The organism is Novacetimonas pomaceti, from assembly GCF_003207955.1.
Lineage (GTDB): Bacteria > Pseudomonadota > Alphaproteobacteria > Acetobacterales > Acetobacteraceae > Novacetimonas > Novacetimonas pomaceti.
The window spans coordinates 19536-43609 of sequence record NZ_NOXG01000007.1 but is presented as its reverse complement, the minus strand read 5'-3'; the positions used below and the strand labels follow the sequence as shown (position 1 = coordinate 43609).

Below are 24074 nucleotides of genomic sequence, written 5' to 3'. Positions count from 1 at the left end.
CGGGCGGAGGCTGGAAAAACGGCCTTTTTCTTAAAATCCGTTTTATCCGTTCAGGTATGTTCCGAAATCCCTTAAATAAAAATACATATTTTATTGACACATTACAGGCACGATGCTGATATCCAGAGGTCTGTCCGTGGTCGAATTTTTCCTTTTCCTGCCGCCAGTGGAGCGACAGGGCGGCCGGGACGGTTGCGATGTCCGGCATGGCGCGCCCCGCGGGTCCGCGCCATCCCACGACAGCAGGAACAGAAGACGCGCCACCGCCATGAAAGGCATGTTCCCCCTTTCCCTAGGCAGAAGAAGACAGCATCGTGACGCCTCCCCTTTCCCATCACCACTCCCCGGCGGATCACACCGGCCTGCCGTTGCTTTCCCCCATGCCTGACCGCCTGTGCCACGACATCGTGAATTTCTGCACCAAGCACCATGCCACCTGCCGGGAGGCACGCTTTGCCCCGCGCAGCCTCATCATCGAGGAAAGTGCCACCGCCCATTACACCTTCCTCGTGCGGCGCGGCACGGTGAAGCTGTCGAAATCCATGCCCAACGGGCGCAGCCAGATCGTCGGCTTTGTCGGCGCGGGGCACATCCTGGGCACCAGTTCGCAGGAACTTTACATGTTCCGGGCGGAGGCGATTACCGATGTCACGGTCAACCGGCTGAGCCGCGCGATGTTCGAGGACATACTGGTCAACGCGCCCGACATCCTGTCGCGCCTGCTGGAGGAAACGACGGCGCAGCTGGTGACGATCCAGGAACGCCTGCTGGCGCTGGGGCGCAAGACCGCGCGGGAGAAGCTGGCCTCCTTCCTGCTGCGCGAGGCCACGCGCAACAACGGCCCCAACATCCACCTGCCGTTCTCGCTCCAGATGTCGCGCGCCGACATCGCCGACTATCTGGGCCTGTCCACCGAGACGGTGTCGCGGCTGATGAGCATTTTCCATCAGGAAAAGATGATCCACCGCTCCCGCCAGGAAGTGCGGCTTCTCGCGCCCTCGCGCCTTGCCTCCATGGCCTGCACGATCCTGTAGCCAGCGCGGCCGCCGCGCGCCTGCCGGGCCGTCCACGAACACAGGTGGAACACCGCCGGGGAACAAAGCGGGAAATACGGCGCGACACCCGCCGCGATCCCCATGACCGACAAACTATGCACAAAGTTATCCACAGACCTCTCCCGGAATCTGTGGGAAACGGATGGGCGGCGGCTGGAAACGCGACTCTGAAAAATGGCGGAAAACAGCCATGGAATCGTATCGCCTACGAAAAAGCGAACGGTTATATGGCCTGACAGGTCAATAGACGAGTCCCCATTGTCAAAAAGAATCCACACCCATGGCGCGATGGCTGGCGGCGTGGCAACGACTCGTGATGGCAGCTATGTCCACCCCCTTTCGCGCGGGGTGAAAAACACGTGGCGCGCCACCCGTTTTCCCATCCCCTGCATCATCCCCCCGTCCCTGCCGCATGGTCCCGATGGCAGGGCCGGGGCACGCGCACGCCGCCCTTCATGCACGTCACCCCTCATGCACATCACCCCTGCCGCGACGGTGCTGGCGAGGGAACGGGGGAATCGGGCATCCTGTTCCCGACGCGCGGGATGCGCATGACAGAAGGAAACACATGATGAACCACGATGTCAGTCACAGCTTTGGCGACACCCGCCTGCGCGCCACGGTGAACGTGCATGGGGCGGAACTGTGCGCCCTGCGTGACGAGGTGGCGGGATGCGACCTGCTGTGGGATGCCGGGCCGGCCTGGAAACGCCATTCGCCGGTGCTGTTCCCCATCGTGGGGCGGCTGGACAATGACACGGCGATGTTCGATGGCCGTCCCTATCGCATCACGCAGCATGGCTTTGCCCGCGACATGGATTTCCGCTGGATCGAACGCAATGCCGACAGCTGCGTGCTGGAACTGTCGGACAATGACCGCACGCGCGCCCTCTTCCCGTCCGCCTTCAGGCTGAAGATCGGCTACCGCATCGCCAATGGCGGGCTGACGGTGACGTACCGCGTCATCAATCCCGACCCGACGCGCACGCTGTCGGCGTCGCTGGGGGCGCATCCCGCCTTTGTCTGGCCGCTGCGTCCCGGTGTGGCAAAGACCGACCATGTCATCGAATTCGACCATCCCGAACCCGAAAAGGTCCGCCGGATCAGCGGGGGCCTGCTGTCGCCCGACCTGTTCCCCACCCCGATCCGGGGCCGTGAGTTGCCCCTGTCGGAGGACCTGTTCACGGCGGACGCGCTGATCCTGGACCATCCCGCCAGCCATGGCCTGACCTATCGCATTCCCGGCGGCCCCGGCCTGCGCGTGACGTGGAAGGGATTCCGCCAGCTGGGCCTGTGGATGAAGCCGGGGGCGGATTTCCTGTGCATCGAACCGTGGTACGGCATGACCAGCCCGCAGGATTTCAGCGGCGAATTCGCGAAAAAGCCCGGCCTGTTCCACCTGCCGCCCGGACAGGAATGGCACGCGGAATGGTCTGTCGCCCCGGTCTGAAAATCGCTCTGAAAACCGGTCTGAAAAAGGGTCCGGCGACAGCCCTGCAAAAACATCATGGGACGGGGCTGATCGCTGCGAAAATATCATATTGCGCGGGGCTGAATCAGGCGTAGCGTCCGCCGGAGGAGCAGCTTGCGGCAATCGTGCCCGCCAAGGCTCATGGAAATCACTCAGATGGGTACTTTTCACCTTGTCCCCGCCACCGGCCTCCCCCCCGGCACGCAGCAGACCCGCCATGCGGGCGACAGCATCGCCACATGGTTCGCCGCCGCCTTCAAACGCCGCGGCATGATGGAAATCGCGACGCTCAACAGCGTCGCGGTCCCGGACTCCGCCCGCACGGAGATCGAGGCGACCGGACGCGCCTGAACGCCGCGTCCGGCGTCCCCGACGGGCACGCCGGCGCGATATGGCGCATCGGATAATGCTTTTCCCTGTCCATGATGCCATAATGGTGGCGGCGCAGCGATGCGCCGCCACATCTGTTTTTGCAATCTGCATCGGGGGAGGAGAAAACCGGCGTGACCGATCGACACAGGCACGGGCGCACCTGATGGGACAGCCCTTTCGCCACCGCCCCGCCGCGGGCGCGCTGACGCTGTTCATGGGAAGCGTCCTGATCACGGGCGCATCCATGCTCTGCCCCCCCCACGCCCGCGCGGCGAGCGAGATCCCCGGACTTGGCGAATATGCGCAGTTCGGGATGTCCGTGACCGGCAACGGGACGTTCGGGCGCTGCACGGTGCGCGTCAGCTTCGACGCCGGGCGCTTCGCCAGCAGCGCCAGGGTGCTGGACAGCATGGGCATCCTGGATAACGTCGATGCCACCCTGCTGCGGCGGCGGACGAATTACTACATGCGCGTCACGGCCGAGGAGCTTGCCCCCATCGTGGTTGACCATGCCTTTCAGCGTTTTGGCCATTCCGACCTCTGCCACTTCGAATTCGCCTCGCAGGACAGCTTCATGTACGGCGGGGGTCAGAAGACGATCTTCATGAAATTCGTCATCACCGGCCGCACCGCGACGCAGGTGGACTGGTACAAGGCCAGTTTCGACGAACTGCACGAGGTAGCGAGCGGATTCTGGGAAGATGCGGAGTTCACCGGCCCGGCCCCGACCGACCCCGCCCAGGGCGAGGAGACGCCCTATGGCCATCGCGGGCTTGCCGGGTCGGATCCGCTGCTGGGGATGCGGCCATGATCCCGTCCGGATTTTCCCCCGCCTTTGACGCCGAATTCCATGACCTGCTGCGCTGGCGGCGCGACGTGCGGCATTTCCGGCGCGACCGCGTCCCCGCCCCCGTCCTTGACGGGCTGCTGGCGACGGCCTGCCTTGCCCCGTCGGTGGGGCTGAGCGAGCCATGGCGTTTCGTCCGGGTAGACGACCCGGCGCGGCGGCGCGCGGTGCGTGACGATTTCGCGCACTGCAACGCCCGCGCCCTGGCCGCGCGCGCGGGGTCGGACGCCAGCGATTACGCGCGGCTGAAGCTGGCGGGACTGGACGATGCGCCGCACCATGTCGCGGTGTTTTCGGACAACGACCCGGCGCAGGGACGCGGGCTGGGACGCGGCACCATGCCGCAGACCACCACATGGTCCACCGTCATGGCCATCCACACCTTCTGGCTGGCGGCGACGGTGGCGGGCGTGGGCGTGGGGTGGGTTTCCATCATCGACCCCGCGCGCGTCAGCGCCATGCTTGACGTCGATCCGGGCTGGGAACTGGTGGCCTACCTGTGCGTGGGATATCCGCAGGACCCGTCCGATACGCCGGAACTGCAACGGCGCGGGTGGGAACGCCGCGCCCCCGAACGCCAGCACTGGATCGAACGCTGAACGCGCCGCGCACATGCCGCGCCCGACGTCGCGCCCCCTGTTCCACCGGCATGGTGTCCATCGGCGCCATCGCGGCCCTTGCCACGGTGCTGTCGGCCTGCGCCACCGCCGCGCGGGCGCAGGCGTGGGGGAATCCCGGATGGCCTGGCGCGGTTTCCTCCCCCATGGCGGGCATCATGCACCAGCAGTCGCAATCGGGCGCGGGCGCGTGGGGGGACACCCTGTCGCACATGCGCGCGCAACGTGACGGCGCGCGCGCGTCATGGGCCGCCGGGGCCGCCGCCGACCGCGCGGCCCGCGCCGACATGAACCGCCCCGCGCCCGAGCTGGAGGACCCGCACGCCACCGGCGCGGAAAGGCGCACGGAAGAGGGCGGCCCGGTGCAGCGGGGCGAGGACCCCTATGCCCGCGACTGGTCGCATTTCGAGCGGGAGGAGGCGCGCGTGCGCCAGCAGATGCAGGCGGGGCGTTCCGCGCCATGAGTGGGGGGTTTGGGAATAACCTGCTGATATGAATAAAAGTTTTTGGGTGTCGCCTTTTTCAAAAAGGTGACGTCTTTCGAAGCTTTTTGCAAAAAGCTTCACCAAAAACTTCTTTACAATATAGCGGATGTTTCATGGGCGACCGTGAAGCAATGCAGGTGGGCGCGACGCCATCGCATATCGATCACAGGTATGATACGCTGAAATGCTCGCGCCCGGCCCCCCGCCGGTCCTGCCCCAGCCTGGAGAGTTCCCGCGTGTCGGCTGCCGTTCCGTCCTGCCACCCGCCTTCATTCTCATCATCATGCCTGCCGGATGTCGCGGCGGTCTATGACAGGCGTCCCGCGCTTGCGGCGTTGCGGCGCAGCGGGGCCATCGCGGACGCGCACGCCATCACCGCCGAATTCTGGGCCACCGATTACATGATCGGGTTCATGGGCCGCAACGACCCCTTCATGGAACGCGACCCGCATGGCCGCACGACACATGATGGACCGTCCCGCAGCCGGCTGGGCGCGATCGAGCGGTACAAATACATCCGCGCCGCCATCGGTGGCCGGTGCGAGAAACTGCTGATCCTGCTGATGGTGGAGGGACGTTCCATGCCCGCCATCGCCAGCCATTTCGGCACGGAACAGACACATGTCGCCGGCGCGCTGGCGCTGCTGCTGGACATGCTGATGGACCATTACGATGAAATGCCCGGCCCCCTGTGGAAGGGATAGGACACAACGCCATGGCCACGACCATTACCGGAAGCTGCCTGTGTGGCGGCGTCGAATACGAAATCACCGCGCCGCCGCTGGATTTCGTGCTGTGCCACTGCAGCCGCTGCCGCAAGGCCAGCGGTTCGTCCTTTGCCGCCAACCTGATCGTCCGCCCCGGCGACCTGCACTGGCGCACCGGCGCGAAACAGGTGCAGCGATGGGACCTGCCCACGGCCCGCAGCTTCGCCACCGCGACATGCGCCACCTGCCACACGCCACTGCCACACCGCACGCGCGACGGAACGCGCATGATCGTACCGGCCGGTACTCTGGACACCGACCCGGGCCTGACGCCACGCCACCAGATCTTCACCACGTCAAAGGCACGCTGGTGCATCGACGTGGAGGACATCCCCGCGACGTCATGACGCGCCGTCAGCCGGCTGCGGGGATCGTGGCGTTCGCAGGCGGGGCAGCTTTGGCGGGGGTGAGCGGAATGTCCGGTTTGGTGCGAGGCTGGTCTAAAAGAGAATAACTGTTTAAGTGAACGAAAGACGTAGCGTTTGGGGCTCATGTCAATTTTCATTACATGAGTAATTTACTATTATAATAAATGAGAGTGTCATATGCCAAAATTCTCCTTATTTAATTTCGACAATCGAACACGCCGTCCATTAGAATTCGAAGATTTTATAGGGCTGGTAAAAGGAGGTCGCATATCTAGCGCGGCCGCGCGTAGAAAGGGTAGTAAAGGAGAAGATTTTATAGAATTCGGAATAAGCGAAATGTTTAATTTGAGAATTTCGACGTATAATAAGTCTCTTCAAGTAATGTTAATTCCTTTGTCAGCGCAGGAATTTCCTCCTGTTCAAATGAAAATTATAGAAGATGGAGAGAACGTCACTGCTGAGCTACTAGAACGTAGACTTCATAGTGTCCGACAAATATACGCTATTGCGTTATTGATCGAAAATGGGAAAGAGAACGAACTCTCCTCTTTCTTGGAAAAGAATAAATCCGGAGATATCGAACGAGAGTTAATACCAGAAAATGATAAGCTCTTAGTTAAAGAGGCTATCCCAGGCTCTCTATGGATCTCATTTATCGCCAAGTCAAAAGCCACGTATAAAGCTCTTTTATATGTTTGTGCTGTTCCGTATGCCCGAGGAAGAGATGCGCTCCTTGGCCGCCTAGAAGCAGGCACAGAATTGGCGCGCCTTGAAGTGGAAGCCAAAAGACAAGATCAAATTTTGAAAAACGCTCATAGCATGGTGGATCTAGCTCAAAAAATTAGTAAAATCAAAGATCCAGAGGCAAAAAGCTTAATTCTTTCTAGACTTGAATCTGACATGAAGTCACTTGTCGCTACTGACGGAAAGCATAATAATACACACCTTCTTGATAATGAAAAAACTATTCCAATACTAACAAACAAGCGTGATCCTAACAATTCAGTAAAAATCTTGCCCAATAATATCGATAATGGGAACGTGTGAAATTTACCTGTTTCTATCATGTAAATTACATCTACACACGAACAGTCCGCTTTCTGACCAAATGCGAAAGAGAGTGGTGTCCGGGATGAGGGCGCAAGCAGACATCCCTGCCAATGGTATATGATCCCCTATCCCCTTATCCCATGACAGGACCTTTTTTCATGACCATGTCCCCCATGGACGCGCGCCCGCCGGGCCATGTCGCCATTGTCGGCAGCATCAATGTCGATTTCGTCTGTCGCGTCGCGCATTTCCCCCACCCGGGGGAGACGATGCATGTCCGCGACACGACGACCGGGCCGGGTGGCAAGGGCGCGAATCAGGCCATTGCCGTGGCGCGTCTGGGCATGCCGGTCGAACTGGCGGGACAGATGGGCGATGACCCGCTGGCGCAGGTGGCGCGCGACGCCCTGTCGGATGCAGGGGTCGGCACCCGTTTCGTGCGGGTGCAGCAGGGGGGCGGGACGGGACGCGCCTTCATCACCGTCAACGACGCGGGCGAAAACCAGATCCTTGTCCATGGCGGCGCCAACATGGCCCTGCATCCCGATGACGTGCCCGGCCTTGCCCGCGTGCTGGATGGCGCGCGGGTGCTGATGGTGCAGATGGAAATCCCGGCTGACATCGTGGTGCGCATCTGCGATCAGGCGCGGGCACATGACATCATCATCATTGTCGATCCCGCCCCCGTCCCGCCCGATGGCATCCCCGACGCGCTGTTCACGCTCACCACCGTCATGACCCCGAACGAGACGGAGACGCAGGCCATGACCGGCGTGCTGCCCACCGATGCCGGCAGCGCCCGCGCGGCGGCGGATATCCTGCACGGCCGGGGCGTGGAATGCGCGATCATCAAGATGGGCGCGCGCGGCGTGTTCCATTCCACCCGCGACGGCGCATCGGGGTTCGTCCCACCCTTTGCGGTCACGGCCATCGACAGCGTCGCGGCGGGCGACTGTTTCGGGGCGGGGCTGGCGCGGATGCTGGCGGCGGGCGCGCCGATGGACCGGGCCGTGCGGTACGCGGCGGCCTGCGGCGCGCTGGCGACGACACGCCCGGGTGCCGCGGACGCCGCCCCCTCGGCGGATGAGGTGGAGGCACTGCTGGCGCGGGGATAGGCAGGCACGCGCGCCATGCGGCCCCACGGGTTGAGCCATGGGCCGAAGTCGCGGGCGGGTCGCACGCCAAAGTGAATTCCCCCTCCCCCCCACCGCCGATAGGCTTGGCGGGATGAAGCACGCACCCGCCGCATCCTGATGCAACGGACCGGACGCCCGATCCTCGCGCGTGGCGGTTACGTCGCCAGCCACGCCTGCCCGGCACGGGCGGCGGATGTGGGCAGGGCAGGCGTCCACTCCCCTTTCCCACGCAGGAACCGCCGGGATGCGCGGCATGCCGCATCGGTGGGCGGCGCGACGGCTGGCGACGTTTCCATTGCCCCGGCCGGACTGTCGCCATGATGGCGGCATGGCGGGAAACCGCCATGGACGTGCCTTAACGATGTCCCGCCCGGCCACGCGCGGGCGGGATCGCAACCACCACACCCCGACCACCAGAGGAACAAGCCCCATGATGATGGACTGGAACACCTATCGCACGCAGCTGGAACAGGGATTCGGCAAGGTCGCGACCCTGTCGCCCGGCACGGTGGAAGGCGTCGTCACCGCCAGCGAGGCCGGGGCGAAGACCGGGCACCTGGATGCGAAAACGCGTGAGCTGATCGCCCTTGCGGTCGCGGCGACGACGCGTTGCGATGGCTGCATCACCGTCCATTCGGCCGAGGCGGTCAAGGCCGGCGCCACGCGCGAGGAAATTGCCGAGGCCCTGGGCGTGGCCGTGGCGATGAACGCGGGCGCGGCCCTTGTCTATTCCGCGCGCATCCTTGACGCGGTGGACGCGCTGAAGGGCTGATGCCGCCGTCCTGAAAACCGTTTCAGGACAATCTGTCGATGAAAGTTTCCGGATGCCGCCCTTTTTTCAGGAAGGCGGCATCCTTTTCAGGAAACCGTTTGAAAACAACAAAAGTTTTTGGGTGTCGCCTTTTTTCAAAAAGGTGACGTCTTTCAAAGCTTTTTGCAAAAAGCTTTACCAAAAACTTCTTTACGACCACACGACGAACCGGCCGGTCCCGTCCTGCTATCACGATCGTGCGGGCATAAACATGGCGGCGGGCGCAGATGGCCGGTTGCCTGCGGGCGGGCGCGGGCATATCCCTGTACGCCATGACCACACGCCTCCGCCATCCCCGACTGGTTGCCCTGTGGGCCAGCGTGGCCCTGCTGTCATGGGGCAGCGCCTATCCCATCGTGCGCATCGTCATGCACGATATCGCGCCGGTTCCCCTGGCCGCCGTGCGTTACGCCATCGCCGCGCTGCTGTCGGTGGTGTGGCTGCTGGCAAAGCGCGCGCCGCTGCCGCGCATGGCCGACATCCCGCGCCTTGTCGCGTGCGGGGGCATCGGCATCAGCCTGTACAACGCGCTGTTCAATACCGGCGAGCTCAGCGTTTCCGCCGGGGCGGCCAGCCTGCTCATCAGTTCCGCGCCCCTGATGGCCGCCGCCATCGCCGTGGCGGTGATGGGCGAACGGCTGACGCCGTGGGGATGGGCAGGCTCGCTCATCAGCTTCGCGGGCGTCATCACCATCGCGGGGGGCGAACCGGGGGGACTGTCCTTCGGGTCCGGCACGACGCTTGTCCTTGGCGCGGCACTGGCAAGCGCGCTTTACACCACGATGCAGAAACGCCTGATCCAGACATATGGCGCGATGAACACGACGGCGTACGTGCTGATCGTCGGCGCGATTGTCCTGCTGCCGTGGCTGCCCCGGGCGCTGGCGACCGTGCCGCACATGCCGGTGATGGGAAAGCTCGGGATCCTGCAGCTTGGCGTCCTGCCGGCCTTTGTCGGGTACGCGGCATGGACATGGGTCGTGGGCGAAATGGGCGTCGCGCGGGCGTCGGGGCTGCTGTACCTGCTGCCGCCTGTTACGCTGGTGGAATCGTTCGTGCTGGTGCACGAGGTCCCGGAACCGCGCACCCTGCTGGGGGGCGGCGTGGTGATGGCGGGCGTGTTCCTTGCCAACACGCTGGGCCGCGCGCCGGTGCGACGGCTGCCGCCCGGGGGCGAATGACGCGCCCCGCCCGCAACCGACGGGCCGCGATGCGATGCGCGGTCGATGACAGGTCATTCCGGATTGGAATGACTACAGTTCCGAATATCGTTTTGCGCCGCATCCGATCGAAAATACCCTCCCCCCGCCGCGGCCATGAAACCGGCGGGGCCACAGGAAAACCGGCCCCCGGGCTCATGGCCTGAACATCACGGGCCACAGGGGGAATGTGCATGCAGAACGACCCGCGCAGTCACGGTCTTTGGGAACTGACCGCGCCACCCGCGCCACCGACGACGCTTCTGTACGGACATGTGGATACCGATGTCGCCATCATCGGCGCGGGCTATACCGGGCTGTCGGCGGCGCTGCACCTTGCGCAGGAATCGCGCGACGTCGTGGTGCTGGAGGCTGAGGAAATCGGCTTTGGCGGGTCGGGTCGCAATGTCGGGCTGGTGAATGCGGGGCTGTGGGTCATGCCGCAGGACCTGATGGCGACGATGGGGGCGACGATGGGCCGGCGCGTGCTGGACCTGCTGGGCAACGGGCCGCGTATGGTGTTCGACCTGGTGGAAAAACACGCCATCGCGTGCGAGGCCACGCCAACCGGCACCCTGCACTGCGCCGTGGGGAAAGGCGGGCTGGAAAACCTGCGCGAACGCGAACGCCAGTGGCAGGCGCTTGGCGCGCCGGTGCGCCTGATGGACGCGACCGAGGCCGCGCGCCATATCGGCAGCACCGCCTATTCCGGCGCGCTTCTGGATGAACGCGCGGGCACGATACAGCCGCTGGCCTATGCCCGGGGGCTGGCGCGCGCCGCGATCGGGGCGGGGGCGCGCATCCACACCCATACCCGCGTCACCGGGGCGCAGCAGGCGGGCGGATGGTGGCACCTGCGCACCAGCGGCGGCGGGTCGGTGCGCGCGCGCTGGATCATCGTGGCGACCAATGCCTATACCACCAACATGTGGCCCGAACTGCGCACGGAACTGGTCCACCTTCCGTATTTCAACCTTGCCACGCGTCCCCTGCCCCCCCGGCTGCTGGAGACGATCCTGCCCCAGCGGCAGGGCGCATGGGACACGCGCGAAATCCTGACCTCGTTCCGGCTGGACCAGGCGGGCCGCATGGTCCTTGGCAGCGTCGGCGCCCTTGACCGCGCGGGGCGGGCCATCCACCATGCATGGGGACGCCGGGCGCTGGGCCGGATTTTCCCGCAGCTGAAGCACGAACCCTTTGAAACCGAATGGTACGGCAGCATCGGCATGACCACCGACGCGGTGCCGCGTTTCCATCAGCTGGCGCCCAACGTGGTGTCCATCAGCGGCTATAACGGGCGGGGGATTTCACCGGGGACGGCCTTTGGCATGGTGCTGGCGCAACTGATATGCGGCAAGATGACCATGGCCCAGATGCCCCTGCCCCGCAGCACGGCGCAGCCGGCCCGCGCCCGCGCCGCGCGCGAGGCCTTTTATACCGTGGGCTCGGCCGTTGCCCACGCCGGGACGGGATGGCTGTAGCCGCCGCGCATCCCGCACAGGACTGAAGAAACAGGAAGACATATGACCATCGTATCCGACGTACATGCCCTTTTGCAGAAGCTCGGCGTCCCGCGTGAGGCCTATACCGGCGGCGACCTGATCGTGCGCACCCCCATCACGGGGGAGGAGATCGCGCGCGTTCCCACCGTGTCCGCCAGGGAAGTGGAGGGCGTGATCGCCCGCGCCGCCGACGCCTTTGTCGCATGGCGCAGGGTACCCGCCCCCCGGCGTGGCGAACTGGTGCGCATCCTGGGCAACGTCCTGCGTGAGAACAAGGAGGCGCTGGGCCGTCTCGTCTCGTTCGAGGCGGGCAAGGTCCTGTCGGAAGGACAGGGCGAAGTCCAGGAAATGATCGACATCTGCGACTTTGCCGTCGGCCTGTCGCGCCAGCTTTACGGCCTGACGATCCAGTCCGAACGCCCCGACCACCGCCTGATCGAACAGTGGCACCCCGCGGGCGTGGTCGGCATCATCTCCGCCTTCAACTTCCCCGTCGCCGTGTGGTCGTGGAACGCGGCGCTGGCGCTGGTGTGTGGCGATCCGTGCATCTGGAAGCCGTCGGAAAAGACCCCGCTGACCGCGCTTGCCACCCACGCCCTGTTTGACGAGGCCCTGCGCCGCTTTGGCGCGGACGCGCCGGCCGGGCTGTCGGCGCTGGTCATCGGTGACGGCGCGATCGGGCAGATGCTGGTCGATGACGGGCGCCTGCCGGTCATTTCCGCCACCGGATCGACCCGCATGGGCCGTATCGTGGGCGAACGCGTGGCGCGCCGCTTTGGCCGCTCCATCCTTGAACTCGGCGGCAACAATGCCTCCATCGTCACGCCGTCGGCCGACCTTGACCTGACGCTGCGCGCGGTGGCGTTCGGCGCGATGGGCACGGCGGGACAGCGCTGCACCACGCTGCGCCGCCTGATCGTGCATGAAAGCGTGTATGACGCCCTGATCGGGAAGCTGAAGCAGGTGTACGCGAACATTTCCGTCGGCTGCCCCGTCACCGGCGACGCGCTGGTCGGTCCGCTGATCGATCAGGCCGCGTTCACCGCGATGCAGGACAGCCTGAAAGCCGCGAAAGCCGCCGGCGGCACCGTCCATGGCGGCGAACGCGTGGACGTCAACGGCCCGGGGTCGTTCTATGTCCGTCCCGCGCTGGTGGAAATGCCCGCGCAGGTCGGCCCGGTGGTGGAGGAAACCTTTGCCCCGATCCTGTATGTGCTGAAATACAGCGACCTTGACCAGGCCATCGCGCTGCAGAACGACGTGCCGCAGGGCCTGTCCTCCTCCATCTTCGGCACCAACCTGCTGGAGGTGGAGCAGTTCCTGTCCGCCGCCGGGTCCGACTGCGGCATCGCCAACGTCAATATCGGCCCGTCCGGCGCGGAAATCGGCGGGGCGTTCGGCGGGGAGAAGGAGACCGGCGGCGGCCGCGAATCCGGGTCCGACGCATGGCGCGGCTATATGCGTCGCCAGACGAACACCATCAATTACGGCCGCACCCTGCCGCTGGCGCAGGGCGTGAAGTTCGACGTGGGCTGAGGCCATACGCAGGGGCGCCGGCCCTGCACCCCGCCAGAGGTCGCGGACCTCTGGACACCATGACCTGAAGACAGCAAAAACTCCCGGGCCTGCCCTTCAGGTATCAGGGTGCAGGGAGCCACGCTCCCTGCCGGGTCCGGGCAGCGCCCGGATATCCCACGCACGCAATGACGTCACACATTCAGGGGCTTTGCCCCCGAACCCCCACCAGAGGTCACGGACCTCTGGACACCATGACCTGCCGGGGGGTTGCCGCTTCGCCGCGAAGCCAGTCGCGGAACGCCACCAGCGGGGCATAGCGTGCGCGGTTGACGGGCCAGACGAGGTAATAGGCTTCCTCCGCCATGTGCGGCGCGGGGGGCGCGACCTCCACCAGTTCGCCGCGCGACAGTTCCTCCGCGATCAGGAAGCGCGGCAGCAGCGCCAGCCCCGCGCCCGCGCGCGCCGCCTGCGTGATGGTCGCGAACTGGTCGCACAGCATGCCATGGATCTGGCGCGCATCGACATCATGGGCATGGAACCAGCGTTCCCACGCATCGGGCCGCGACACCAGATGCAGCAGCGGCGCGCGCAGCAGGTCCGCCGGGGCGCGAAAGTCGAAACGTCCCGCCATGTCGGGGCTGCACACCGGGACGACCTGTTCATGCATCAGGAATTCCATTTCCGCCCCCGGCCAGTCGGCAAGGCCGTAATGAATGGCCGCATCCAGCATTTCCGCCGCGAATTCAAACGGGACGGGACGGGTAAACAGGTTGATGGTGATGTCCGGATGCAGCCGCTGGAACGCGGGCACGCGCGGGGCCAGCCATCGCGCGCCAAAGGTCGGCAGCACCGCAAGGTTGAAGGTGCCGCCGCTGGGACTGGCGCGAAAGCCCAGCGTCGCGGTGGAGATGTGTTTCAGCGCCTCGCGGATTTCACGGGCATAGACCTCGCCCGCGATGGTCAGGCGCACGGTCTGGCGTTCGCGGATGAACAGTTCCGCGCCAAGCTGCGCCTCCAGCGCGCGGATATGGCGGCTGATGGCGCTTTGCGTCAGGTGCAGTTCGGTCGCCGCCGTGGTGAAATTCTGGTGACGGGCCGCCGCCTCGAACGAACAGAGCAGCGAAATCGAGGGGAGAAACCGTCTAGCCAGCGCCACGTCGCCACACCGTCCACGTCAGGAACACCGGCGGCGATGATATGGCATTCCCGCCCGCCCGTCACGCCGGACCATCAGGGATACATCGTGGAAGCATCGGCTGGCGCGATGGCTGGTGCCATATATTACACACTGTTGCCTGTCGCGACGATGGGATATAGGTGCGCCCCATCATGTCACTGCCCGCCCTGCCCGCGCATCACAGGACACGTTCCGGCGACCCTGACGCCGCCGGAAACTGCGCGACGGCCATCGGGGCACGCCAGAGGTGAAACCGCGCCCATGACCCGCCGCCTGCCCCCCTGCCCGCGCGGCGACGTTTCCCGCGTCGTCCGGCTGACGATGCTGGCAGCAGCCTGCGTGCTTGTGCCGCCGGGCATGTCCGCCCATGCGCAGGTCCCGCGCACGCAGGTTGCGCAGGGACGCGCGCGGCTGGGCAATTCCACCCCCCTGATTTCACAGATCGATCCCGCGACGGTGCACGATTCGACCACCGCCCCGGCGGAAGGGGACGCCGACACGCTGGATACCAGCGGCAACCTGCTGGGCGACATGGGGGGATTGCGGCCGTGGCTGTACAAACACGGCATCACCTTCGGCCTGCAGGACGTGGAGGAGCTGTGGGGCAACGCGACCGGCGGCGCGCCCAGCATCAACGACGCCGGCAGCGGGTCGGGCACCGGCCCGGCCTATGACGCGGTGACCGCCCCCACCCTGACGGTGGACCTTGAAAAGCTGTTCGGGCTGCGGGGCGGGCTGTTCAATGTCAGCGCGCTGCAGACGCGCGGCCGTTCGATCTCGCAGGATCACCTTTACGACTACAACCCCGTCAGCGGGTTCGAGGCCGACCGCTCCACCCGCCTGTTCGAACTGTGGTACCAGCAGTCCTTCCTGAACGGGAAGCTTGACGTGAAAATCGGGCAACAGGACCTCGATACCGAATTCCTCATCAGCGATTACGGGTCGCTTTACCTCAACGCCAGTTTCGGCTGGCCGATGGGGCCGTCGCTCAACCTGTATTCGGGGGGACCGTCATGGCCGCTGGCCTCCCCCGCGATCCGGCTGCGTTACCGGCCGACCGATGCCTTTACCTTCATGTTCGCCGCCGCCGACGACAACCCGCCGGGCAACCGATACAATTCCTTTGGCATCCAGGATGGCGGCAATACGGCCGACCCGACAAACCAGACCACCAATGACGGCAGCGGCACCCGCTTCAACATGGGCACCGGCGCGCTGCTGATCACCGAACTGCAATACGCGCTCAACCCGCAGCCCACCGACATGGCGCATGCCACGAAAGACCCCGGCCTGCCGGGGATCTACAAGCTTGGGGGGTATTACGACACGGGGGATTTCCCTGACTACCGCTACAATACGCAGGGGCAGTCGCTGGGACGCGCGGTACTGGCGGGGGGCGACACCACGCCACGGTGGGACCGGGGGAACTGGCTGATCTATGGCATCATCGACCAGATGCTGTGGCGGCCGTCGCTGACATCGCCGCAATCGGTGGGCGTCTTCGCGCGCGCCACCGGCAACAGCGGCGACCGCAACCTCATCAGCTTCGCCATCGACGCGGGCATCAACCTAAAGGCCCCGTTCAGGGGACGCGACAACGATACGGTGGGACTGGGCTGGGGAATCGGGCGGACCAGTTCGGGCATGCGCGATTACGACCGCGCGTCGCACTCCCTGAAACAGGGAAGCGAAAACCATCTGGAACTGACCTACCAGGCACAGGTAACGCCGTGGCTGGTGCTGCAGCCCGATTTCCAGTACGTCTGGCATCCCTCGGGCGACGTGCAGGACCCGCGTTACGCCACCCCCCGCCGGGTTGGCGACGAAGCGGTCTTCGGAATCCACACGAACGTCACCTTCTGAGGTGGCTGCCCGAAGGCTGCTGATAAAAGACATGAAAGGTTTTTGGTGAAGCTTTTTGCAAAAAGCGTCACAAGACGTCGCCTTTTTAAAAAAAGGCAACACCCAAAAACTTTTATGATTTCAGGGTATTATCAAATCACCCCGTTCAAGAAGCCCCCAATTTCACCGGGTCGGAAACAGCCGGAACCGGGAGGAAACGCCCCCCCGTTCCGGCACGTGGGGGTTCTAGTTACGCAGGCGAATGGTCAGGCGCTCCACCGAGAAGGCAAGCCGCGCGCCCGTGCTGCGGGAGGTGAACTTGATCCGCACGCCGTTATTGTTTTCCATGACCGCGCCGCCCGTGCCCGCGCCTATCGTGGCCTCCCCCTGGACGGACCAGTACGTGCCCTCCAGATCCTGCGCGCGATAGAGGTTGAAGACGGTCCCCTTCGCATGGATATGTGAAAACCCGATGGCCGCGCCGGAACCGCCGCGAATGCCGAAATTATAGGTATGTCCCTGGAATGTCAGGGTTCCCTTCCCCCATGACATGCCCGCGCCAAGGTCGGCGGCCGACAGGGTGAAGGCGACTTCGCCCGTGCGTTCGCCAAGGGCGTCGGTGGCGGGCGCGGGGGCATCGGTGGCAGGGGCGGCGGCATGGGCATGAACGGGAAAGAGGGCAGGCAGAACAGCGACGGCCGAAAGGGCGGCAACAGATGCAAGACGCAACGTAAACTCCTTCTTCACGCGGTGTCGCCCGACAGTTTCAGCTGGTGGGCCACCAGCCTGGAAACGCGCACGGGGAGTGGGTCAATCCGGTCCGGGCCATGCGGATATGCGATATCATACATGTAATCCGCGAAACGCGAAGCGGATTGTTCCGCCTGCGGTTTCATCCGTTTCGCGCGGTTTCCTCACCGTGACTGCGCCGAAAGCTGTGCCCGTGCCTCCCCATTGGGATAGGCGTCGGTATGCAGGTTGACATAGACCTGTCCCGCCATCAGGGCGTGCGCCTGTTCCGACGACAGCAGCACCGACCCGCGCAGGGGGGAGACATACGGCCCCTCCACCGGGGCCAGCACGTCGGCCTCCTGTCCCGGGGCGGCGGGGCCGTGGAAATGGATCGCCGTGACCTTGCCGCTCAGCCCCGTCCACTTGATCGTATAGGTCACGAGGTTGGTCTTGGGATTGAGCCACGCCATCACCCCGCCCGACGGCGTGGTGGTCGCGCCATGTTCGGTCGCGAACTGGCCCGATACATGCACGCTGCGGGCCTGTGCCGGGGCGATGGCGGCCACCGCGATGGCACAGCCCAGCCCCATCGCGGGCAGGATGGATGAACGCAACATCAGCGCTTTACTCCGTCATGGGCGTTGGCCGCCCTGTTATTCCACGCGCCCCGCAACGGGAACGGAACGCGGCACCCCGTTCCCGCGCGGGGATGGTGCGCCACCCATCAGATGCCGAAAATACGGCCCCGCGCAACCCGAATCATGACCCTGCCCCACGCCATGGGCCGATGACCCGATATCGTGATCAGATATCCAGCGGGCGCGGCCGTTCCAGCGCCGCCATTTCACGCGCCATCCACCCGGCATGCCGCCGGCCCGGCGCGCGCGACAGCAGCGCGCATGCCCGGCCCAGCCCGATACCCGCCACCAGCGCCACCGCCATTGCCATCGTGCCCATGTCCATCCCCGTTTATCCATTCCCGTTCCGGGCCATCATGATCGCGATCGTCAGGCGCGGCTGTGATGAAATGATGGCGGGAATGTTACTTTTGTGCAGCACGTGGCGGGGATGGCGGGCGGTTCACCATGGATGCGAATTGGCGACGTCGCGGCCCGTCTGCATCGCCATGTCAAGGACCATGTAGCAGAACATCGCCGCAAGCAGCATCACGCAGATCATCAGGACATAACGCATGCCCCCTGTGTGCCAGCATGCGCGGCGATGCGAAAGCCCCGATGCCGCGCCCCGGCGGCGGTCTGAAAAGGCGGGTCCGGTATTGTCCCCGGGATCAATGACAGTTTCCCGGGACGCTTTTTTTCGGGAAACGTCGCCAGGGACGTCGCCTTTTTGAAAAAAGGCGACACCCAAAAACTTTTATCCGTTTTCCAACTTATTGTTTTCTTGCTATTTTTCATCCCACGCCGGTACCGCCCGACGCGGCATAGACCTGTCCGGTGATGTAGCTTGCCTCCGCCGAGGCGAGGAGCACATAGACCGGGGCCAGTTCGGCGGGCTGTCCCGCGCGGCCCATCGGGGTTTCGGCCCCGAACTGGTGGATATGGTCCTGCGTCTGTCCGCCACTGACCTGCAGTGCGGTCCAGAACGGGCCGGGGGCGACGGCGTTGACGCGGATCCCCTTGTGCACCATCTGCTTCGCCAGCGATTTGACCAGCGCCACGATCGCGCCCTTGGTCGCGGAATAATCCAGCAGGATTTCCGACGGGCTGAAGGCGTTGACCGACGCCGTGGCGATGATCGCGCTGCCGGGCGGCATCAGCGGAATCGCCGCGCGGGCAAGAAAGAACAGGGCATAGATGTTGGTGCGGAACGTCTCGTCAAACTGTTCCGTGGTGATATCGACGATGGATGCCTGATGCACCTGCCGCCCCGCGTTGCTGACCAGGATGTCCAGCCCGCCCAGTTCCGCATGCGCCTTCGCCACCAGATCCTTGCAGTACTGTTCGTCGCGCAGGTCGCCCGGAATCGCCACCGCCTTGCGCCCGGCCTCGCGGATCAGGGCGATGACTTCCTTTGCGTCGGGTTCCTCCTGCGGCAGGTAGGCGATGGCGACATCCGCCCCCTCACGCGCATAGGCGATGGCCGCCGCCCGCCCGATGCCCGAATCGCCGCCGGTAATCAGCGCCTTGCGCCCGGCCAGACGGCCGGAACCGCGATAGCTTTTTTCCCCGTGGTCGGGACGCGGGTCCATCTTCCCCGCGAGGCCGGGCCACGGCTGGGACTGTCGCGGGAAAGGGGGACGGGGGTACCGGGTTTCGGGATTGACCAGCGGCGCCGCCGTGGGGGCCGTATCACCGGGGCTGTCGGCGGCCCCTGCCGCCGCAGGTGCCGCCGCTGCGGCGGTGACAAGGCCCGCCGCCATGCCCTGAAGCATGGTGCGACGCGAAGAAGGGGGGGAACTGATATCGTCGGCCATGGGACGCCGTCTCCTGTTCATGTATCGCCCCAACATAACAGCCCCCGTGCGCCGTGGTTGCCTCCTACGTCCGCGCGACGGGCGGCAGAGCGGCGATTCCGGTCATTTCCACCCGCCAGCGCGGATCGGCCAGCCGTGCCTCCACCGTCGCACGGGCGGGTTTGTTCGCCGTGTCCAGCCACGCATCCCATGCCCGGTTCATCGCCGCCATGTCGCCCATGTCGGCAAGGAAAATCTGCATGGAAATCAGGCGGCTCTTGTCCGTGCCCGCCTCCGCCAGCAGGGCATCGACCTGGCGCAGGATATCGGCGGTCTGGCCCTCGGCATCGGCGTCCGGGTCATCGGCGACCTGCCCGGCAAGGTGGACAAGGCCGTTATGCACCACCGCGCCCGTCAGGCGTGCCTCGGGCTGCAGGCGTTTGATCGACATGTGGCAACTCCTTGGTGTTCAGGGAAAGAAGTTTTTGGTGAAGCTTTTTGCAAAAAGCTTCAAAAGACGCCGCCCTTTTTGAAAAAAGGCGACACCCGAAAACTTTCATATGTTTATCAATGACTTGTTGCAAAACCCATAGCCGGGATGTCACTCCCCCCGGGGGCGCGACATTTCATACAGCGCGACGGCGGCGGCGTTGGAGACGTTGAGGCTTTCCATATCGCCCGACATCGCAAGGCCCGCGATTTCGTCGCAATGTTCGCGCGTCAGGCGGCGCAGGCCCGCGCCCTCCGCCCCCAGCACCAGGGCCACGCGCCGCTGCCGGAAGGACGCGCCGTCAAGGATGCCGCCCCCCGCGTCCAGCCCCACCGTCCACATGCCATGGGATTTCAGCGCGTCGATCGTGCGCGACAGGTTGACCACGCGCACCAGCGGCACGACCTCCAGCGCGCCGGACGCGGCCTTGGCCAGCGCGCCGGTTTCCTCCGGCGCATTGCGGTCCTGCACGACGACCGCCGCCGCGCCGAAGGCCGCCGCCGAACGCAGGATCGCCCCGATATTGCGCGGGTCCGTCACCTGATCCAGCAGCAGGACCGGGCCGGGACGTTCAACAATATCCTCCAGCGCCGGGACCTCCAGCAGGTCCGCCAGCAGCGCGACCCCCTGATGCACGGCATCGCGGCCGCAGATTGCGTCGATGCGCGCGCGATCCACCCGCTGCGGCTGGATCGGAAGGCCGCCTTCCACCCGTGCCTCCAGCGTTGCCTGCGCCTCGCCCGTCACCAGCAGCTGGCGCAGCCTGCGACGCGGATTGGACAGCGCGGCCACCACCGCGTGCGTGCCATACAGCCAGCATGTCCCGCGCGGCGCGACCTCCGCCCGGCCACCACGTTCCGCCCCCCGCTCGGGCGCGGGCCTGCGGCCACGCGGCGGGGTGGGCGGAGTGGCGGGGGCGGCGGAAGGCTGCGAATCGGATGCCCCCACGGGGCGGCCCGGGCGACGGCGGGAAGGACGCATGTTCATGCGGCGGTTTTAGGCATAACCACGCCGCGCGTCATCCGTAATTCTCGCACCCTTTTTGGTCAGGGGCATTGACACCCCGGCGACGAATGATTATCCACGCCGTCAACCCGGAGGGATGCCCGAGTGGCTAAAGGGGGCGGACTGTAAATCCGCTGGCGTACGCCTACGTTGGTTCGAATCCAACTCCCTCCACCAGGGTCCTTTCCCATACAGCATCATCCTGTCGCACAATGCCGGTTTTCCGGCGTTCTTGTGTGTCGTCCGTTGCGGCCTGCCGGGAAGGCACGTCGTGAAATGCCTGGGGACCCAATGCCCGGACCGGGCGGTTCCGTCCCGTCCCGACATGCGCCGGAACTGTTACCGGCCTGGTGCGATATCGTCATGACAGGGAAATCCTGACACATGAACGCCAGCGGATCAGGAGCTTCGCCCATGACGCGGACCCGCAAAAGACAGACCTTGCCTCTTATGCTTGTTCTCCTGCCCATGGGCGTGGCGCTGTCCCTTGCCGGGTGCGGCAGCGACGATACGCATGACCGGACGGTCATCGTGGTGCCGCAGGGATCGAAAGTCGTCTGCGCCGATGGCAGCGCCCCGCCCTGCCCGACGGAGTGACACCGCCCGCTGCCCCTGACACGCAGGATCTCATCGTGCCGGATATCATGATGCCATTCGGGTTCTTTATGGATATCGCGCCATGCAACATGTTCGCGTGCACTATCCGGCCCGCCGCCCGGTCGCGGGTTGGCCGGTCGTAACCGTCCTCGTGCTGTCGTGCCTGTCGCTTGCGGGCGCGACGGCCCCGGCATGGGCGCAGAAACATCCCGACGACCCCAGCGTGGACCGGCCGGGCGATGATTCTCCCTCGGCCCTGCAACGGCTCCAGCCCTATTCGCGCAAGACGGAGCCACTGCCCGCCAAACCGACCCACCCGCTGCCGCGCATGCCCGCGACACAAAGCGCACCCACCGAAGCGCCCACCGAAAGCGCGCCCCGCACGACACCGCCCGCCACGACAGGGACGTCCCCGCCCCGGCCGGAAAGCCAGACCCCGGTGCCCGAAGCCCCCTGAACGGGGGCGCATGACCGGCCGATGAAATCATAAGACGTTTTGGGTGCCGCCTTCTCCCTAAAAAGGCGGCGTTCTTATGAAGCTTTTTGCAAAAAGCTTCACCAAAAACTTTCTTAGGATTTACAGGGTGTTGCGCGGGCGGGGGGTAAGGTGGATTCCCGCCAGCATGCAGCGCACCGAACCGCCCGCCAGTTCGATCGTCGGGACATCCAGCGCAAGGACATGGGCAAACCGTTCGATCACCGCCTGCTGCGACGGGGTCAGGGACGCCCATGCCCGACGCGAAAGCGCCAGCACGGGTCCGTCCCGTCCTGCCAGTTCGATGGCGTTGCCCGCGAACTCCGCCACCTGTTCATGCGACAGGTCCACCAGTTCACGCCCGTTATCGCACAGGCGCTGCGCGATTTCCGCCCGGCGCGCGGGATCGGTAATGGATGACAGGCCCACCATCGCGAAACCGGTGCCAATGCACATCAGGACATTGGTATGATAGATCCGGCGTCCGGCCGCGTCCGCCGCGTCGAACACGATGGGTTCGAAATTGAAGTGGGTGCAGAACCGTTCCAGCGCGACTTCGTTCGTGCGGTTGGATTTCGCGGCATAGGCCACGCGTTCGATATGGTCGAGGACCATCGCCCCCGTGCCCTCAAGGAAGACATTGTCCTGTTCCAGCCCGGAATAATCGATCACGTCCTGCACCCGGTACCGGTGCTTGAGCATCTCGATGATATCACCGCGCCGTTCGCGGCGGCGGCTGGGCGAAAACATCGGATACAGCGCGACATGCCCGCCCGCATGGGTTGAAAACCAGTTGTTGGGAAAGACGGAATCCGGCGTCTGGCGGCCTTCGTCCTCGAACATGTGCACGCTGACGCCCGCGTCCTGCAGACGTTGCGCGACCTGCGTGACCTCGGCATGGGCCTGGGCCGCGATGCGTTCGGCCGTGCGGGTGGCGTCGCGGGACTGGAACGCGTTGTCGGATTCGGTTTCCGGGTTGGGATGGAAATGATGCGGGCGGATCATCACCACGCCCCGGGGGGCCTGCACGGACATTGTTTTCATATGGAACTCCCTGCCACTGGTTCATGAAGGTCAAGCAGGCCGAACAGGTCGCGCGGATCACGCGGCGCCGTCAGAAGGTCGATGTCGGCACAGAAATCCGTTCCCGCCACGCCATCGCGGACATAACGCAGGGCGGAAAAATCCTCGGTCGCGAATCCCACGGAATCAAAGATGGTGATGTCGTGGTCCGATACGCGCCCCGGTTCGTACCCGGCCAGGACCCGCCATATTTCCGTGACGGGAAAATCATCGGGCATCTGCTGGATCTCCCCTTCCACGCGCGTCTGTTCCGGCAGTTCCACGAACACCCGGCCCCGCGACAGGATCCCGGGCTGCAGCTCCGTCTTGCCGGGGCAGTCGCCGCCCACCGCGTTGATGTGGACGCCGGGGCCGACCATATTGTCCGACAGGACCGTCGCCTGCTGCTTGTCCGCCGTGATCGTGGTGATGATGTCCGCCCCCATCACGGCGCCGGCGCTGGTGGGCATCAGCACGACCTCCATCCCCGCGCGGGCCATGTTGCGCATGAACTTGCGCGCCGCGGCCGGGTCGGTGTCATGGACCTGAAGGCGGCGCACATCCGTCAGCGCCCGGAACGCCATCGCCTGGAATTCGGATTGCGCGCCCAGCCCGATCATCGCCATGACCCGCGACCCGCGCCGCGCAAGGCGGCGTGCCACCAGCGCCGATGTCGCCGCCGTGCGCAGCGCCGTCAGCAGCGTCATTTCCGACAGCAGCAGCGGATAGCCCGTCGCGACATCCGACAGGACGCCAAACGCCGTGACCGTCTGCAGCCCGGCGGCGGTATTGCAGGGGTGACCGTTGACATACTTGAACGCATACAGCGCGCCATCGCTGGTGGGCATCAGTTCGATCACGCCACTGGCGGAATGGCTGGCAAGGCGGGGTATCTTCTCGAATTGGGGCCAGCGGCGGAAATCGTCCTCGATATACCCGGCCAGGCCGCGCAGGAACGCCTCCAGCCCGACATGCCTGACCAGCCGCGCAAGGTTGGCCGTGCCGACATACTGGACCATGCTTCACCCACCCCATCATCGCCATTCCATGCGATCGTGCCCTGCCAGGATGTCAGGGGGAATA

General features: G+C 65.0%; 28 protein-coding genes and 1 tRNA gene. 19 read left to right on the top strand and 10 right to left on the bottom strand.

Features of this window, described 5'->3' with window-relative positions; all coding sequences use genetic code 11:
- Window positions 1-314: 314 nt before the first annotated feature.
- The 12 genes from CFR71_RS08415 (at window position 315) to CFR71_RS08370 (ending at window position 8940) form a co-directional block, all read left to right on the top strand.
- Window positions 315-1034 carry a Crp/Fnr family transcriptional regulator gene (locus CFR71_RS08415; protein ID WP_133251111.1) on the top strand — a complete coding sequence of 240 codons (720 nt, stop codon included), beginning with the start codon at window positions 315-317 and terminating at the stop codon, window positions 1032-1034.
- A 592-nt stretch (window positions 1035-1626) separates the two neighbouring features.
- Entirely contained in the window at window positions 1627-2505 is an 879-nt protein-coding gene (locus CFR71_RS08410) for an aldose 1-epimerase family protein (RefSeq protein ID WP_110530230.1), read from the top strand.
- A 177-nt stretch (window positions 2506-2682) separates the two neighbouring features.
- Window positions 2683-2877, top strand: a complete 195-nt coding sequence (locus CFR71_RS08405) for a hypothetical protein (RefSeq protein WP_110530034.1) — start codon at window positions 2683-2685, stop codon at window positions 2875-2877.
- Window positions 2878-2932: 55 nt separating this feature from the next.
- Window positions 2933-3709: a hypothetical protein gene (locus CFR71_RS08400; RefSeq protein ID WP_133251110.1), complete on the top strand. Its 777-nt coding sequence runs from the start codon at window positions 2933-2935 to the stop codon at window positions 3707-3709.
- Window positions 3706-4344, top strand: coding sequence for a 5,6-dimethylbenzimidazole synthase (bluB, locus tag CFR71_RS08395; protein WP_207781346.1), 639 nt, complete (start codon window positions 3706-3708; stop codon window positions 4342-4344). Before CFR71_RS08400 ends, bluB begins: the two co-directional genes overlap by 4 nt.
- A gap of 50 nt (window positions 4345-4394) precedes the next feature.
- On the top strand, window positions 4395-4826 hold the full coding sequence (locus CFR71_RS08390; RefSeq protein ID WP_110530028.1) for a hypothetical protein: 432 nt from the start codon (window positions 4395-4397) through the stop codon (window positions 4824-4826).
- Window positions 4827-4960: 134 nt separating this feature from the next.
- The gene (locus CFR71_RS08385) at window positions 4961-5551 is read left to right on the top strand and encodes a hypothetical protein (RefSeq protein ID WP_133251108.1); all 591 of its coding nucleotides are present in this window, start codon (window positions 4961-4963) and stop codon (window positions 5549-5551) included.
- Window positions 5552-5562: 11 nt separating this feature from the next.
- Window positions 5563-5961 (top strand): GFA family protein, encoded by a 399-nt coding sequence (locus tag CFR71_RS08380; RefSeq protein WP_110530021.1) that lies wholly within the window; start codon window positions 5563-5565, stop codon window positions 5959-5961.
- 198 nt (window positions 5962-6159) lie between these two features.
- A complete protein-coding gene (locus tag CFR71_RS16145; RefSeq protein WP_133251107.1) occupies window positions 6160-7029 on the top strand; it encodes a hypothetical protein in 870 nt (289 codons plus the stop codon).
- Between the two features lie 161 nt (window positions 7030-7190).
- Window positions 7191-8147 (top strand): ribokinase, encoded by a 957-nt coding sequence (locus CFR71_RS08375; RefSeq protein WP_239020318.1) that lies wholly within the window; start codon window positions 7191-7193, stop codon window positions 8145-8147.
- 138 nt (window positions 8148-8285) lie between these two features.
- On the top strand, window positions 8286-8489 hold the full coding sequence (locus tag CFR71_RS16140) for a hypothetical protein (RefSeq protein WP_133251106.1): 204 nt from the start codon (window positions 8286-8288) through the stop codon (window positions 8487-8489).
- Window positions 8490-8601: 112 nt separating this feature from the next.
- Window positions 8602-8940, top strand: coding sequence for a carboxymuconolactone decarboxylase family protein (locus CFR71_RS08370; protein WP_110530222.1), 339 nt, complete (start codon window positions 8602-8604; stop codon window positions 8938-8940).
- Between the two features lie 22 nt (window positions 8941-8962).
- On the opposite strand, the gene CFR71_RS16135 is transcribed toward CFR71_RS08370, so the two are convergent.
- Window positions 8963-9253 carry a hypothetical protein gene (locus CFR71_RS16135; RefSeq protein WP_133251105.1) on the bottom strand — a complete coding sequence of 97 codons (291 nt, stop codon included), beginning with the start codon at window positions 9251-9253 and terminating at the stop codon, window positions 8963-8965.
- On the opposite strand from CFR71_RS16135, the gene CFR71_RS08365 reads away from it, so the two are divergent.
- The 3 genes from CFR71_RS08365 (at window position 9252) to amaB (ending at window position 13216) form a co-directional block, all read left to right on the top strand.
- Complete coding sequence (locus tag CFR71_RS08365; RefSeq protein WP_110530218.1) at window positions 9252-10160, top strand: DMT family transporter; 909 nt, start codon at window positions 9252-9254, stop codon at window positions 10158-10160. The genes CFR71_RS16135 and CFR71_RS08365 overlap by 2 nt on opposite strands.
- Window positions 10161-10372: 212 nt before the next feature.
- Entirely contained in the window at window positions 10373-11659 is a 1287-nt protein-coding gene (locus tag CFR71_RS08360; protein WP_110530215.1) for an NAD(P)/FAD-dependent oxidoreductase, read from the top strand.
- Between the two features lie 42 nt (window positions 11660-11701).
- Window positions 11702-13216, top strand: coding sequence for an L-piperidine-6-carboxylate dehydrogenase (amaB, locus tag CFR71_RS08355; RefSeq protein ID WP_110530018.1), 1515 nt, complete (start codon window positions 11702-11704; stop codon window positions 13214-13216).
- Between the two features lie 214 nt (window positions 13217-13430).
- Here amaB and CFR71_RS08350 read toward each other — a convergent pair whose 3' ends face one another.
- Entirely contained in the window at window positions 13431-14354 is a 924-nt protein-coding gene (locus CFR71_RS08350; RefSeq protein ID WP_110530014.1) for a LysR family transcriptional regulator, read from the bottom strand.
- Between the two features lie 342 nt (window positions 14355-14696).
- On the opposite strand from CFR71_RS08350, the gene CFR71_RS08345 reads away from it, so the two are divergent.
- Window positions 14697-16238 (top strand): carbohydrate porin, encoded by a 1542-nt coding sequence (locus tag CFR71_RS08345; protein ID WP_110530212.1) that lies wholly within the window; start codon window positions 14697-14699, stop codon window positions 16236-16238.
- A gap of 225 nt (window positions 16239-16463) precedes the next feature.
- On the opposite strand, the gene CFR71_RS08340 is transcribed toward CFR71_RS08345, so the two are convergent.
- The 6 genes from CFR71_RS08340 to rlmB form a co-directional block, all read right to left on the bottom strand.
- Complete coding sequence (locus CFR71_RS08340; protein WP_110530209.1) at window positions 16464-16904, bottom strand: hypothetical protein; 441 nt, start codon at window positions 16902-16904, stop codon at window positions 16464-16466.
- A 227-nt stretch (window positions 16905-17131) separates the two neighbouring features.
- Window positions 17132-17566 carry a CHRD domain-containing protein gene (locus CFR71_RS08335; RefSeq protein WP_165829159.1) on the bottom strand — a complete coding sequence of 145 codons (435 nt, stop codon included), beginning with the start codon at window positions 17564-17566 and terminating at the stop codon, window positions 17132-17134.
- A gap of 187 nt (window positions 17567-17753) precedes the next feature.
- Window positions 17754-17906 carry a hypothetical protein gene (locus tag CFR71_RS16480; protein ID WP_165832059.1) on the bottom strand — a complete coding sequence of 51 codons (153 nt, stop codon included), beginning with the start codon at window positions 17904-17906 and terminating at the stop codon, window positions 17754-17756.
- Between the two features lie 454 nt (window positions 17907-18360).
- Complete coding sequence (locus CFR71_RS08325) at window positions 18361-19383, bottom strand: SDR family oxidoreductase (RefSeq protein WP_239020317.1); 1023 nt, start codon at window positions 19381-19383, stop codon at window positions 18361-18363.
- Between the two features lie 64 nt (window positions 19384-19447).
- A complete protein-coding gene (locus CFR71_RS08320; protein ID WP_110530005.1) occupies window positions 19448-19813 on the bottom strand; it encodes a RidA family protein in 366 nt (121 codons plus the stop codon).
- Between the two features lie 150 nt (window positions 19814-19963).
- The gene (gene rlmB / locus CFR71_RS08315; protein WP_110530002.1) at window positions 19964-20839 is read right to left on the bottom strand and encodes a 23S rRNA (guanosine(2251)-2'-O)-methyltransferase RlmB; all 876 of its coding nucleotides are present in this window, start codon (window positions 20837-20839) and stop codon (window positions 19964-19966) included.
- Window positions 20840-20948: 109 nt separating this feature from the next.
- Here rlmB and CFR71_RS08310 point away from each other — a divergent pair.
- The 3 genes from CFR71_RS08310 to CFR71_RS08305 all read left to right on the top strand — a co-directional run bounded on the left by CFR71_RS08310 (window position 20949) and on the right by CFR71_RS08305 (window position 21911).
- Window positions 20949-21034 (top strand) — tRNA-Tyr (locus CFR71_RS08310).
- 273 nt (window positions 21035-21307) lie between these two features.
- Entirely contained in the window at window positions 21308-21454 is a 147-nt protein-coding gene (locus CFR71_RS16475; RefSeq protein WP_165832058.1) for a hypothetical protein, read from the top strand.
- Between the two features lie 82 nt (window positions 21455-21536).
- Complete coding sequence (locus tag CFR71_RS08305) at window positions 21537-21911, top strand: hypothetical protein (protein ID WP_110529999.1); 375 nt, start codon at window positions 21537-21539, stop codon at window positions 21909-21911.
- A gap of 120 nt (window positions 21912-22031) precedes the next feature.
- On the opposite strand, the gene ctlX is transcribed toward CFR71_RS08305, so the two are convergent.
- Both ctlX and CFR71_RS08295 read right to left on the bottom strand, forming a co-directional pair.
- Entirely contained in the window at window positions 22032-22973 is a 942-nt protein-coding gene (gene ctlX / locus CFR71_RS08300) for a citrulline utilization hydrolase CtlX (RefSeq protein WP_110529996.1), read from the bottom strand.
- A complete protein-coding gene (locus CFR71_RS08295) occupies window positions 22970-24010 on the bottom strand; it encodes an ornithine cyclodeaminase (RefSeq protein WP_110529993.1) in 1041 nt (346 codons plus the stop codon). The genes ctlX and CFR71_RS08295 overlap by 4 nt, the downstream gene beginning before the upstream one ends.
- Window positions 24011-24074: the final 64 nt, after the last annotated feature.